Genomic DNA, 14,286 nt, shown 5'->3' with positions numbered 1-14,286 from the left:
TTTCATTTTATTTGGTTGGGTTTGGCGTTTTTCGCCGCTCCTCACCACCAAAATTATCGCTTAACCCCTGGCCCGATTTTCGGGGTCCACCTCACCTGCAGCAGATCGAGGGCTTCCCCATCTCCCTAAAAAATCTCTGCGCTCTCCTTCATCCCTCGGCCACCAGCCCGGAAATCACTGACCACGTCAGCCAGGCGCTCGATACCCTCAAGGCTGACCCTGTCATCCCAATCGGCGAGGATGAGGAAGGCCGCTATTCCTTCCTCAGCGAGAAAGTCTCCCAGGTAGAGTCCGAGCGCATCGGCCTCATTGTCACCTCAACCAATCGCGCTCAGATCCAGAGCCGCCTCATGCGCGAACTCTTCCAGCGCACCCCCTCGGTCAATCTCCAAGGCACCAAGAAAATCGACTCCGGCATCTGCCTCTTCGACGGAATGCGCGAACAGGAAGTCATCGGCAAGGACCGCACCCTCCGTTTCCTCATCCAGCTGGTTGGGGCTGGCCTCTTGGAAGAAACGAAATCCAAACTCGTCACTGAATCCCTAGGCTCGCAGAACTCCGCCCTTATTTACCTGGCTGCCGAACTGCCTCCCAAAATCGAGAAGCTAGCCGAGGAAATCTACCGGTCGGAGGAAATCGCCCGCATCCATCGCAACGACTCCGATTCCGAGGTCGTGCGCTACCTGAAAGGTCAGGAACATCAGGCCGAGACTAATTCTCAGAAGGTGCGCGAGTTCCTGGAGGAGGCTCTCGCCGATGGCTGGATCATCTTCCGCGGTGATGCCAATGCGGTGCTCAATCGTGGCTCGTCACTTCATGATGCTCTTAAGAACCAATTGCAAGATTCTGCCTCCGAGGTCTTCAGCAAGTATTCCTTCGCCGACCAGAATGTGCCGGCCAAAGTCGCCCCCGCTTTCTTGAAAACGCAGGACCTTTCCCAAATCTCCTCCGAGAACGACCCTCTCAGCGTTGTCAGTATCCAGGGGAGCAAAACCCACGTCAACTGCGCCCACCCGGCCCTCGCCGAGATTCAGGACTTTTTTGGCCGTCACCCCAATCCCGAGGGAAAACGCCTACTCGACGAATTCAGTCGTGCTCCCTTCGGGTGGAGCAAGGACACCACCCGCTACCTCGTCGCCGCACTCTACTACGACCAAAAGATCAAGATCCGGGTCGGTGGTCACGACTACAGCGTCATTGGCGACCAGGCCCTCGCCGCTTTCAAGACCAACACCTCCTTCAATACCGTCGTCATCGTCCCCAACAATGACCAAATCTCCCCCGAGGTCCGCCAGCGGGCCGCTCAACGATTGGTCGATCTCACTGGTGAGAACGTCCTCCCCCTTCCCCAGCGCATCTCCGATGTCGCTCGCGAATATGTTCCAAAGTTCCTCAAGGAGATCGACGCCCTTCCCGACCGTGTTTCCAATCTCGGTCTCCCCGAGCACCGTCTCTCCCGTCTCCGCTCCACTCTCACCAATGCCCTCGCTGGCGACGGCTCCGATGCCCCCGCCATCTTCGGTGCGGAGGATAGCGAGCTCCACGACGATCTCCTCTGGACCCGGGAGCTGAAATCCGCCCTCGACCACGGCGCAGAAAAGACCCTTGGGGAGCTCACCTCCCTCCTGAGCCAAGCCCGGAACTACGCCCCCGAGCTACTTAAAGAATTGGAGGAAGCCGGATCCGAGACCATCAGTCGCGTTCAGGACGGCTCATTCCATAAGGACCTCCCCTCGCTCACCCACACCTACGAGGATCTGAAAAAAAGGGTCGATGACTATGTCGCAGCGCAGCTCTCCCAGCTCAAGACCACTCAGGAACAACAAGCCGCCACCGTCATCAGCTCCCCGGACTTCCAGCAACTCGATGACGCCGCCGCCGCCCAGATCAAGCAGCGCCTCTCGGAACTCAGCTTCCAACCCGATCCCACCCTGCAGGGACTCTCCCAAGCCACCGCCCGCTTTGCCAAAAGTTCCGGCGAGATCCTCTCCCTGCAAGAGGAGGTCAAAAAGGCGACCGCACCTCCCGAGCCCGACCTCACCCACGCGGTCACCTTACCAGCTCGCATCGCCACCCGCGAAGAGCTGGAGACCACCATCGCCGCCCTCACCGCCTGCCAGGACGCGCTTTCTCAGGGCAAAACCATCTATCTTTCTTTCGGTCAAAAATAGCCCTGCCCTCTCTCCCATGTTCGACACTGCCACCCGCAATCGTCTCTCCAAGTTCGTCGCCGATGCTCGCCGTCTTCTCTGCGGGGAATACAATCAGCCCGGCGGCGAGATCACCTCCCTTCTCCAGACCTACGGCATCCAGCCCGACGGCACCATGGCCGCCCTGGACGAGGTGCCCAATCTCGACCAACCCGGCTACGAGCTCGGGCAAACCCTCCGCGACCTCATCGCGCACAAGCAAGCGACCGGAGCCAACCTGAAGTCCTGGAAGAAATACGACCCCCACGTCTACGACCTCATTCAGGAGCAGGGCTTCACCATTCTCAATCGCCTCTGTGCCGTCCGCATGGCCGAGGAGCGTGGCATCCTTCCCTATCCCGTTGTCAGCAAGGGCCTCGATTCCGATGCCTTCCAACTCTATGAGATGGTCGCTGATAAGCAGCATCTCGACCGCGACCAGCGCTACCGCACCTTCCTCTTCTCCATCTTCGACGAGCTCTCTCTGGACCTTGGGGTCCTCTTTGATCGCTTCTCGCCACACAGTCTCCTCTTTCCTCGTCCCGAGGCCCTGCGTGAGCTCCTTGCTATTCTCAATCACCACGAGCTGGCCGAGCTCTGGTCTCAGGATGAGACCATCGGCTGGATCTACCAATACTGGAACAGCAAGGATGAGCGCAAAGCCATGCGCGATGCTTCCGCCGCCCCGCGCAATTCCCGCGAGCTCGCCGTCCGCAACCAATTCTTCACCCCCCGCTACGTCGTCGAGTTCCTCACCGACAACACCCTCGGCCGCATCTGGTATGAGATGACCAAGGGCCAGACCCGCCTCGCCGAGCAATGCCGCTACCTCGTGCGACGTCCCACCGAGATCTTCCTCGCCGAAGGGGAAAGCGCCCCTGCAGAAGACCCTGACCACGCAACCTTATCGCAAGAAGAGCTCCTCAAGCAACCCGTCCACATCCCTCACCGCCCCCTCAAGGACCCTCGCGAAATCCGCCTCCTCGATCCCGCCTGTGGCTCCATGCACTTCGGCCTCTACGCCTTCGATTTGTTTGAGGTCATCTACGAAGAGTTCTGGGACAATTGCATCGCCGAAGGCGACAAATCTTCCCCTGATCACCGATCACGGATCACTGATCACTCCCATGCACCCCTCACCGACCTCTACGCGTCGAAAGAAGAATACATGCGCGACGTGCCAAAAATGATCATCGAACACAACATGCATGGGGTCGACATCGACCCCCGCGCCGTCCAGATCGCGGGCCTCTCCCTCTGGCTGCGGGCGCAGCGAAGTTGGCAAGACACCCCCACCGCCGCGCGCCCCCGCGTCCGCCGCTCGCACATCGTCTGCGCCGAGCCCATGCCCGGCAGCGACACCATGCTCGAAGACTTTCTGCAAAAGCTGGACTCGCCCATCTTGGCCGAACTCGTCCGGACAGTCTTTGGAAAAATGGAACTCGCGGGCGAAGCGGGGACCCTCCTCAAGATCGAAGAAGAAATCCGCACCGCCATCGACGAGGCCAAAGCCAAGTGGGAGAAACTCGGCACCGCCGAACGCGACCTCTTCTCGACGGAAGAGCTCAACCAGACTCTCCGCCCCGGCGCCCAGCAGGAACTCACTGGCATCGACAAAGCCCTGGCCACTGACCACCGACCACTGACCACGGACTTCTGGGACACCGCCGAAGAACGCATCTACGCCGCCCTGCGAGCCTACGCCGAATCCGCCGAAGCGGGCGACTACCAGCGTCGACTCTTTGCCGAAGATGCCGCTCATGGCTTCGCGTTCATCGATCTTTGCCGAAAACGATACGACGCGGTGGTGATGAATCCACCATTTGGTGAGGCATCTCCAGCAATCAAGACCTATCTGAAGAAAGGCTATAAGGACAACGCTGTTGAACTCTACTGCGCGTTTGTAGATCGAAACTTGTCGCTTCTAGAGTCGGAAGGCTTTGTCGGATGCATCACTTCTAGCTCGTTCGTCCTTTACACGGATTTCTCGGGTTACCGCGAGATGCTCCTTCAAGAGCAGTGTCTAGAGCACTTAGCGAATCTCGGCGAGTCCGTTCTAGATGGAGCCTACGTCTACACTGCTGCCTATATCATCCGAAAAGCGCCGCCTCCAAACCTTATTCAATTCTACGACCTGCGCTTCCAGAACGACAAGAAAGCGGAATTGGAGAGATTAGCTATCGATTCAACAGATCCGGCAACGCGCCAAATGCCTCCTACGAAGTTTTCAAGCCTAGCAAGTTCACCACTGTGTCATTGGGCTTCGGATTCTCTTTTCACGTTGGCAGAAACTGCACCTCCACTTGGAAGCATGCTCGACGACGCAGGAGTTGGAGCGGCTCCTCAAGCCGACTTTTTCGACCTATGGTGGGAAGTTCCGATGGATTCCATAGGATTCAGCTCACGGTGGGTGAGACTGTGTAACGGAGGCTCCTTCTCACCTTATCATCGCGCAGATTTCCTGGTATGTGATTGGGAGGACGATGGAAAACGGGCTATCGCGGATTTAAACAATCGCTATCCGTATCTGAAGGGAAATGTCGGGATACGAATCCAACGCACTCATCTTTACGGTCGACCTGGAATCACATACGGAAAGCGAACTGACCGGTTCAATGCTCAGGTGCTACCAGCGGATCAGATTTTCACGTTTGAAGGCATCGCCGTATTCCCAAGCAATACAGACCCCGATTTTGTTCTGGGTGTCCTCGGCTATCTAAATTCGAGATTTGCAGCCTATTACCTGAATCTTACAGCGGGACTGCACAAGAATGATGTATATCTCCGACGCCTCCCATTCCCTTTCAGCGACGATAAAGTCTATGAGATTGGCTTGCGTGTCAGGGAGCTAATCCCATTGGTGCAGGAAGCACTAATTGCAGAGGAAGTTCACCCTCTCCATAGCTTAGGGTTTCTTGTTCCGGGCTCAAATACGACCATCCAAGATCTTGCTGCATCCTTCAAAAGTCTGGATAGGACGAGCGAGGTCCGCCTATTCGAACTTCTTGCATTCATTGATGAGGCGGTCAATACCGGGTGCTCTTTGGATGAGCAAGTTCTTCGCGAAGTTAATCGAGACCAAGGTTTCGATATATACACAGCTTTCAACGGCGATAGTGGTGGAGCGTCGGTTGTCCGACCTGAACGAGAACGTCCTGGATTTTGCCGATTCGGATTTGAACAAGCCTCAGACCTATTTAGGCAGTCCTTTGATGATCTCACGAGTCCGGTGGTTATTGCGGAACACCTAAATTCGAACCACTTGGTAAACGAGCAGACTTTGCAGTGGTTCGCGGACTCGTTGCTAAGTTGCGTGATTGGATCATCTTTCGGCCGCTGGGACATCCGCTACGCCACCGGCGAGCTCCAGCCGCCCGAGTTGCCCGACCCCTTCGACCCGCTGCCTGTCTGCCCGCCCGGCATGCTCCAGAACGCCGACGGCCTGCCGGCCTCGCCCGAAGACGTGCCCGACGACTACCCCCTACGCATCTCTTGGCCCGGTATCTTGGCCGATGATGGCGAGCATCAAGAAGACATCGCACAACGGGTGCGGGACGCCTTGACCGTCATTTGGGGAGACCGCAGCGAAGCCATTGAGCAAGAAGCCTGCGAAATCCTCGGAGTCAAATCCCTGCGCGACTACTTTGCCGAGAAGAAGTCCGGGAGCAAGTTCTTCAAAGACCACCTCAAGCGCTACAGCAAGAGCCGCCGCCAAGCCCCCATCTACTGGCCCCTCTCCACCGAGTCCGGCACCTACACCCTCTGGCTCTATTACCACCGCCTCACCCCCGACACGCTCTACACCTGCATCACCCACTTCATCGAGCCCAAGCAAAAGGAGGTCGAACGCACCCTCATCACCCTTCGCGAAAAAGGCGACGCCCGCACCTCTGCCGATGAAACCCTCTACGAGCGCTCCAATCAACTGGTGGGGGAACTCGCCACCTTCCGCTCCGAACTCGAACGCCTCGCCAAAATCTGGAAACCCAACCTCAACGACGGCGTCCAAATCACCGCCGCCCCCCTCTGGAAGCTCTTCCGCCTGAAACCCTGGCAAAAGAAGCTCAAGGACACTTGGACCAAAATGGAGAAGGGTGACTACGACTGGGCCCACCTCTCCCACACCCTCTGGCCCGAGCGCGTCATCCCCAAATGCGCCACCGACCGCTCCCTCGCCATCGCCCACGGCTACGAGTCCGACCTCTGGGAAGAAGTCACCACCAACAAAGGCAAACAAGTCTGGCAACCCAAAGAAAACGCCGACGAAACCGTCGCCCGCCTCATAGAGTCCTTGTGAGAAAAATGAGCTCCTCTTCGTCCGAATCGCAGTGGGAATGGGATGGCCACCCTCTCACTCTGGATGACTTTTACGCCGTGCGGGTCTATATTGATGCCTGCCTCAACCCTAAGACCGCCCCCGGCAAATTGCCTTACGCTCTCACCACCGACCTCGACCTTCTTTTGAAGTTGGTGAAGGCCATGGACAGGCTCATCCCTTGGCCTGCTGAAGCGACTGGCGAATGGAAAATTCCTCAACCGGTGGCGGTCTTACCTCCCGAACCACCTCGCCCCCCAGATTTTCTGCCTGCGGGAGAACCCCTCGACCTGTGGCTAGAACAACAAGAAAAAGAAATCGCCCACTGGGAAAACGAAATTCGATACCACGACAACAATCCCAAAAAAAAGCGACAGTTTCCGACGAGACATTTACCGAGGAAGAGACTCAAAGAAATCCTCACATCTCTTCAGAAGGAAAAAGATGATGCCTTAGAGTGGAAAGAAAGACACAGTCGATGGATAATAGAGCATCAGCCTGACCTCGACCGCTACCAACGTTACCTCCAGGCTCAAGCAGCCTATGAAAAAAGTGCTCAAATCCAATACCTTATTCGAACAGAATATTCACAGAGCCTCTTCTTTAAGAAAATACTCAGCCGACAAAGCAAAGAAATCCGACGAGCGAAAGAGCGGGGCGGACTGCTCTACTCCCAAGTGCCCTGGGAACTCCTGCCAAGCGGGGAAGGATTCTATCGACGTTTGCACCAGTATTTCCAAGGCGAAAGGGAGAAGCTCCGTTCTCGCCGCTACCTCCCCGAGCGTCTTCAGTTCATGGAATCGCTTTCTCCCGTCAAAGCCTACCTCGGCAAAGACGAGTTCAATGACTACGTGGCCTACTTCTTTAAAGGCTCCACCTACGCCGTGCTGGAGAGCCCTTGGTCCGGCAATGCCATCTACTTTCTACCCGCCAGCGAATGGGTCCGACTCTCCAAGTATTGCCGCACCGACCTCCTCGAAAGCCCCCAAGCCCAAGTCACCCGCCTTATCCACGGCCGTAGCGGAAAGTGGAAGCAACAGGTGAGGAAGCGGATTCAGCCAAAATCCCCCCCTTAATTTTTCTGAACTTCGAGAGAAAACCCCAGACCCCTCTGCCTCCGATGACATTTTTCGCATTTTTCTTTCGAAAATCGCCAATTAGCACCATATTTCGCCCATGCTTCTCAACTTCAGCACTGCGAACCACCTTTCGTTCCGCGAGCTTGAAACCCTTTCGCTCGAAGCTACGGGCGACAACAAACGGGAAGACCTCGCTGTAGTAAGAACGGAGGCTGGAAACGTTCTCAAGCTGGCAGCGGTATTCGGAGCGAATGGCTCGGGGAAATCCAATTTGGCAGATGCCATGAATTGGCTGCGGACCACGGTATTGGCTCCCGTTTCCCAGGGATTGGAAGACCCCGAAATTCCTGTTCATCCCTTTCTCCTTCGCAAGGGACAAGAAAAGAAGCCTAGCTTTTTTGAAATCGAATTCTTGCAGCGCGGCAATCGCTATCGCTACGGCATCGAGTTGGACTCGAAAAGAATCCATTCCGAGTTTCTTTTCCGGAAGAGGCCAAAAGGGAGAGAAGTCGTCCTCTTCACCCGAGAGAAGCAGAATATCGAAATCAACTCGAATCAGTATAAAGAAGCCAAGGGACTCGAAAACCGGACCAAACAAGATTCACTTTTTCTGACCGTTTGTGCCTCCTTTGATGTCAAGGAAGCCCAAATGGTCATTGCTTGGTTCCGTCAATTTCGGTTTGTCTCGGGACTTACCGAACTCTCGTTCTTCAGCTTTACGGCAAAGCAGCTGCAGGAAGAAGTCCATCAGAAACGAATCTTAGAATTCGCCCGCAAAGCGGATTTTCAAATTGCAGGCCTCTCCAGCAAACTCGAACGCGCAAACGAAGAGAACCTGCCGGAATCGGTTCCGACCTCTCTTCGCCGTCAACTCATTAGCAAGAAGGAAATCATAAACGCCGAGATTTTCAGCGAAAGAAAAGTGCTGGACTATCGGGGCCATTCTTCGGGCTCTCTCAAGTGGGATATCACCGAGTTCGAATCAGAAGGAACCCAAAAATTCATCGCCTTGGCAGGTCCCATTCTCCACACCCTTGAAGAGGGTGCGATACTCATTATTGACGAATTTGAGGCGCGATTACATCCGGAATTAACCCGAGCAATCGTCGACTGGTTCCAAAGTGGTTCTAACCATACCAAGGCCCAACTCATTCTCACAACGCATGATGTAGGCCTCATGACCCCGGACCTTCTCCGACGAGATCAAATTTGGATCACCGAGAAAGACGACACCGGACACACCTCTCTCAAACGGCTTTCGGATTTCGATGTCAATCAAGTGAAGCCCACGACCCGCTTCAACAAGCACTACATGATGGGGCTATTCGGTGGGCGGCCGAACGTGGCACTGGATGAATTTCGAACCTCTCACCTTGAACCCCAAGCCCCCTGAATCTTGCCAAAACGACAAAAAAAGTCTTGGGAGCGCACCCGCGATAAGAGGTCGAGAAAGCAGAACCTCCGGCGTTTTCTCATCGTCTGTGAAGACGAAAAAAGCAGCCGCCTCTACCTGCAAAAATTCCCTTTCGACCGAAAACTGGTCGAGATCGAAACGGTTGGCGGTTGCGGCAATACCATCAGCGTGGTCGAGCGTGGACTTGAACTCAAGGATCGCGCACAGAAGAAGAAGCAGCCTTACGTCCATGTTTACTGTGTGATAGACCGAGACGAACATCCCCTCGACCGCTATCGCGCAGCTTTCAGCAAGGGTTACAAGCACAACGATGTTTCCATCATCTGGGCCAACGAAGCCTTCGAACTCTGGTATCTCCTCCACTACGACTACCTCGACACCCCCACCCACCGTGACGATCTCGCGCGGCGGTTTGCGGAAAAGATGGGGCGGTCCTATGACAAAGCGGACGACAGCATTTTCGAAGAGCTGGAGAGTAAATTATCCACAGCGTTCCAAAATGCCGAGCGCTTGGAAAAGCAACTCTCTGGGGAGCGGGAGCCACAGATGGCAAACCCCTCGACCAACATTCATGACTTGGTGAAAAGGCTTTTGGACATTGGAAACATCTCCCAGGACGATTAAGACCGAACAACGCCTCGTCATGACCTTTGCCGAACACATTCGCGATTCCGTTTTCCACGCCCGCCTCAAAGACAAACGCATTCTCGTCGTCTTTGATCCTGCCAGACGTTATCACGAAATCTGTCTTTCCCTCGCCAATGAGCATTGCACCGTCGTCGACGCCGGAAACCGACCTCTTTCTTCTCGCCTTGACGCAATGAAGGTCTGGCAATCCCTCTGCGAGGACACTTCTCACCAATCACAACTGCTGATTTATGTGCCGGAAGAAGCACCAGTCGACAACGCGGCCAAGCGTGTCCATCCTTTCACGGCTTTCATCCAATGTGGCACCCTCTTTCCAAGAAACCCGCGAGATGATTACCAACAGCTCTGCTACTCTTATTGTAAGGACCGAAGGAAGGAAATTGATCAACTTTTTGCCGCTGGGGAGCCCCCGATCCTGAGCCATATCGACAGCTTGCAAGACGGAGCGAATGCCATCCCCCGCCTAAAGGGTATTTTCGGCACCGGCGAGTTCACGAAGATCCTTTCCCGCTTCCTCGCTCCTAGCTCCGAGATTGAGCAAAACCTCACCGAGAGCTCCGATTGGGTGACCGAGTTCCGGAGCCTGACCCAACGCACCATCGAGTTTCAATTCGACTCCCGGGCCACCAAGCCTCCGACGATCCGGGAGAAGCTCTGGCAATATCTCCTCTTCAGCGAGTTCGCACATGATCTTCCCTCCGACTTGCCCGAAGGCTTGTCGCATCTACCCAAGGCCAGCGGAAGCGCTACGAGCCTGGTCATCGAACTTTGTGACGAGCTTCGTAAAAATGATGATACCAAGGAATCCTATCGCGACGAAGCCAATCGGATTCAAGAGGAGCTGAAGCTCGAAGAGGAATGCGCCTCCCTCAACGATCTGGGGGAGCGCGACACCTTTGCCTTCGAAGAAGCCCGTTTCCTGAACAAGGCGGTCACCGCTATCAATGCGGGCTCCTACAATATCGCGAGTGAAATCCTGGAAACCCATCGCCATTCGCTTTGGACCGAGGAGGGTGAGCGCCGCCTGCTCTGGAAGATTGTCGAACTTTCCCTCCGCACTTTCCACGAGATCGAAGCCACGCAGGAGAAACTGAAGCAGGTCCCCGGCAAGGGCTCCGACCTCTGTCAATTCTACCAAAATGAATTCTCCCGGGTCGACCGCTATCACCGGGAGTTCGAGCAAGCCATCGATGAAATCGACCAAGCCAGTGCCGAGGTGGAGAAGGTGGCAGATAAGGTTCACTCCCAATACCGAGTCTTCTTCAATCAACTTCAAGACCGACTCCTTACCGAAATTACGAGCGAAGGTTGGCCTTTTGAAAAGGTGGCCGCCAATGCCACTTTGTTCGACCGGCTCGTCAGAAACTATCTGAATGAAGGAAAACGGGTGGCCTACCTGATGGTCGATGCCCTCCGGCTGGAACTCGCGCAACAACTCGAATACAATCTCAGCCAATCCTATGAGACCAAATTGGAGCTCTCCGCAGCACAACTCCCCTGCGTAACGAGGTTTGGTATGGCGGCACTTCTGCCCGAGGCGGATACGAAACTTCAGTTCCGGAGCGCAAACGGCAAACTGGAACCCTTTCACGGCGATACGCAAGTCACCACTCGCTCCGCCCGACTAGATGTCATCCATAAAGCATTTGGCGAACGCTTCCGCGAGATGCGAATGGATGACTTCCTCAAGAACAACAGCAAGGAGACAAAACGAAAGGCGCTCAAGAAGGAGTGCGAGAAAGCGGACCTACTCGTCATCACAAGCACCGAGCTGGATGAGGCCGGAGAGAGTAGTCTCTCGCTCCGCAACCATTTGCGAAACGTCCTCCGCCAGATTCACCAGTCCATCGAAGCTGCCGCGCAACTTGACTATGACATTGCTATTGTTGCTACTGACCACGGATTCATTTGGCTGGACGAGTTGGATGCTGGCTCGACAATCAGCAAGCCATCCGGGAAGTGGCTGCTCGACAAAAGGCGCTGCCTCATCGGCAGTGGTGACGAAGCCCCCGATTCTATCCGCCTCGTTCCCCAAGCCATTTCGCTCCCCACCGAGGAGCCTTACTTCATCGCACCCCGAAAGCTCGCGGTCTATCGCAAAGGGAGCGAATACTTCCACGAAGGACTTAGCCTTCAGGAATCTCTGGTCTCATCGCTTGAGGTTCATCTGGGGTCCAACAAATCTCAACATCAAACCAAGAAGCTCCCCGAGCTGGATCTGACCCGAAAGCGCAACAAAGTCTCGGGCCGGATCGTCGCCGTCAATCTCTCTTGGCCAGGCAGCGCCTCCCTTCTCGATGAGAGCACCCAGTTCCTCCTCGTCGCCTTACAAGACGGCGAGGTCGTTGGCACCCCAAGCTCCAACGAGGCTGTGGACTCCTCCACCGGTCTGGTCAGAATTGCCCCCGGAAATGCCATCAAAGTTTCACTACGCCTCACTGACGAAGCCAAAGAAGGCCCGATAAAAATTCGAGTTCGAGATGTCAAAACGGAGCGCGATGTCGCTAAGCTGGATCTCGTCTACGAACCCACCATTTAAGCAACTTTACAACCCCCATGCAACCCGACACTCTCGACGAAAAAATCAACGACGTATTCGAAGGTCGCAGTGTTCGAAAGGACCTTGTCCAGCGGATCAAAAAAGGAACGAACATTCCCACTTTCGTCTTGGAGTTTCTCCTCGCCCGCTACTGCCCAACCGACGACCCTGACGAGATTCAGGAGGGACTGAAAGCGGTCACTGAGACCATCCAGACCCAATACGTGCGCCCTAATGAGGCGAACAGCGCTCAGTCAAAAGTCCAGCGTCAAGACTCCCACCGCTTCATCGACAAGGTTCGCGTCATTCATAGCGAAAAAGAGAAAAGGCATTGGGCCGAGATGCAAAATTTTGGCTCCAAGCGAATCGCTATCAATGAACGTCATTATAAAGACAATGACCGCCTGCTCGAAGGAGGCCTATGGTGCGAAGTCACGGTCTGCTACAATCAGGTCGAAGACGACGACTACACCTTCTACATTGAGGACCTGAGACCCATCCAAATTTCACGTTTCTCCTATGAGGATTTTTGCGCAGGCCGGGAAGAGTTTACCCGCGACGAATGGATGGCCTTGGTGCTGCGTTCTGTGGGGTTAGAACCCAATGCCCTGACTCCGCGCGAGAAGCTGCACTTTCTTGCCCGCCTCTTCCCCCTGGTCGAACAGAACTACAACCTCTTAGAACTTGGTCCCCGGGGAACGGGAAAGTCCTATGTCTACAGTGAATTCACCCCCTACTCGACTCTCATCAGTGGCGGGCAGACCTCCACCGCGACGCTGTTCTACAACAAAGTTCGCAAGGAGGTCGGCATCATCGGATATTGGGATGTCATCGCCTTCGACGAGGTGGCTGGCATCAAGGTCAAGGATCCGGGAACGATTCAAATCCTGAAGGACTACATGGCGAATGGGCACTTCAATATCGGAGCGGAAGTGATTGCCCCGGCGAGCATGAGCTTTGTCGGCAACATCGATGATTCCATTCCCCACCTCGTCGCCTCGGAGAATTTTGACCTCTGCCGTCCGCTCCCTCCGCAGTTTGACTTGGCTGTCATTCACCGCTTCCACTCCTATGTCCCGGGCTGGGAAATTCCCGCCTTCAGCAGCAAGCTGGTCACCGACAATTACGGACTGATCACCGACTACCTCGCGGAGGCCTTTCACTACCTCTTTGGCAAGGTCAACCTCTTCTCAACCGTCAAGCAGCGGGCCCGGCTCAACTCCGCTCACGAAGGCCGTGATGAAGCCGGGGTCATCAAGACCGTCTCCGCTCTCTGCAAACTCCTCCATCCCGGACAAGAGCCCACGGACGATGAATTCGAGGAATACCTATCCTACGCCATAGAGCTTCGCCGCCGGGTCAAGGAACAGCTCAACAAGAGGAAAAAAGACGATGAGTTCGCAGCCATCGATCTCGGCTTTTTCAATAGCAAGGGCGAAGAAATCATCATCTCGTGTCCTGAGTCCAGAGGGGTCCGGGCCATGCTGGAGCCCACCCGCGAGCAAGAACTGGCTCCGGCCGAAGAACTCGAAAACCCACCCACCCCAGCAGAGACCGTCCCGACACCCGCTCAATCATCTGACGCGGACGAACCTACCCTCGTTCCCGAAGAAAAGCTTCAGGAAGGTCAATGGCGGCTCTACCACGGGGATCGCGGTGGTTCCTATCAGGAGCTCTTCGCCAAACACCTCAAAGGAGCCAAAAAGATCGCGCTCGACGATCCTTACATCCGCACCCATTACCAAGTGGTCAACTTCGTGCGCTTCTGCGAAATGTGCGTCGAGCTCGGTTCCGTAGAGGAAATCAGCCTCTGCACGTCCTACGACAGTGAATACGAAAAAGACGAGGTTCTCGCCAAACTGACGACCATCGAGACCAGCTTGGCGGACCACGGAATCGTTCTAAAAATTCGCTTCAGCAACACCCTCCACGACCGCGAAATCCGAGCTGACAACGGCTGGACTATTCAGCTCGGACGCGGCCTCGACATCTACCAATCCCCTGAAGACTGGCTCGAAATCGGAGCGAACGATCTGCAGCTCCGAATGCTCAAGGAGACAACGATTACCTATTTAAAAACAGAAGATTGAGCCAGCCCTAGA

7 protein-coding genes are annotated in these 14,286 nt (G+C 55.3%); all 7 read left to right on the top strand.

The window, feature by feature from the left end; all coding sequences use genetic code 11:
- The coding region (locus JIN78_RS13450; RefSeq protein ID WP_200392502.1) for a hypothetical protein at positions 1-2,171 on the top strand (2,171 nt) is incomplete at its 5' end.
- Positions 2,172-2,187: 16 nt separating this feature from the next.
- On the top strand, positions 2,188-6,486 hold the full coding sequence (gene pglX / locus JIN78_RS13445) for a BREX-1 system adenine-specific DNA-methyltransferase PglX (protein ID WP_200392501.1): 4,299 nt from the start codon (positions 2,188-2,190) through the stop codon (positions 6,484-6,486).
- Between the two features lie 5 nt (positions 6,487-6,491).
- Entirely contained in the window at positions 6,492-7,580 is a 1,089-nt protein-coding gene (locus JIN78_RS13440) for a hypothetical protein (protein ID WP_200392500.1), read from the top strand.
- 100 nt (positions 7,581-7,680) lie between these two features.
- Positions 7,681-8,976, top strand: coding sequence for an AAA family ATPase (locus tag JIN78_RS13435; protein WP_267907077.1), 1,296 nt, complete (start codon positions 7,681-7,683; stop codon positions 8,974-8,976).
- Between the two features lie 3 nt (positions 8,977-8,979).
- Entirely contained in the window at positions 8,980-9,621 is a 642-nt protein-coding gene (locus JIN78_RS13430) for an RloB family protein (protein WP_200392498.1), read from the top strand.
- Between the two features lie 19 nt (positions 9,622-9,640).
- Entirely contained in the window at positions 9,641-12,184 is a 2,544-nt protein-coding gene (locus JIN78_RS13425; RefSeq protein WP_200392497.1) for a PglZ domain-containing protein, read from the top strand.
- Between the two features lie 17 nt (positions 12,185-12,201).
- Positions 12,202-14,274 carry a BREX system Lon protease-like protein BrxL gene (brxL, locus tag JIN78_RS13420; protein ID WP_200392496.1) on the top strand — a complete coding sequence of 691 codons (2,073 nt, stop codon included), beginning with the start codon at positions 12,202-12,204 and terminating at the stop codon, positions 14,272-14,274.
- The last annotated feature ends 12 nt before the right edge of the window (positions 14,275-14,286 follow it).

It is taken from the genome of Roseibacillus ishigakijimensis (assembly GCF_016595415.1).
In the GTDB taxonomy this organism is placed as follows: domain Bacteria; phylum Verrucomicrobiota; class Verrucomicrobiia; order Verrucomicrobiales; family Akkermansiaceae; genus Roseibacillus; species Roseibacillus ishigakijimensis.
Note: the sequence above shows the minus strand (reverse complement) of the source record. Positions and strands in the feature narration are given on the sequence as shown.

Bases quoted from the DNA above. Each gene is read 5' to 3' on its own strand.
- pglX (WP_200392501.1), top strand. From the start codon at position 2,188: ATGTTCGACACTGCCACCCGCAATCGTCTCTCCAAGTTCGTCGCCGAT.
- JIN78_RS13440 (WP_200392500.1), top strand. From the start codon at position 6,492: ATGAGCTCCTCTTCGTCCGAATCGCAGTGGGAATGGGATGGCCACCCT.
- JIN78_RS13435 (WP_267907077.1), top strand. From the start codon at position 7,681: ATGCTTCTCAACTTCAGCACTGCGAACCACCTTTCGTTCCGCGAGCTT.
- JIN78_RS13425 (WP_200392497.1), top strand. From the start codon at position 9,641: ATGACCTTTGCCGAACACATTCGCGATTCCGTTTTCCACGCCCGCCTC.
- brxL (WP_200392496.1), top strand. From the start codon at position 12,202: ATGCAACCCGACACTCTCGACGAAAAAATCAACGACGTATTCGAAGGT.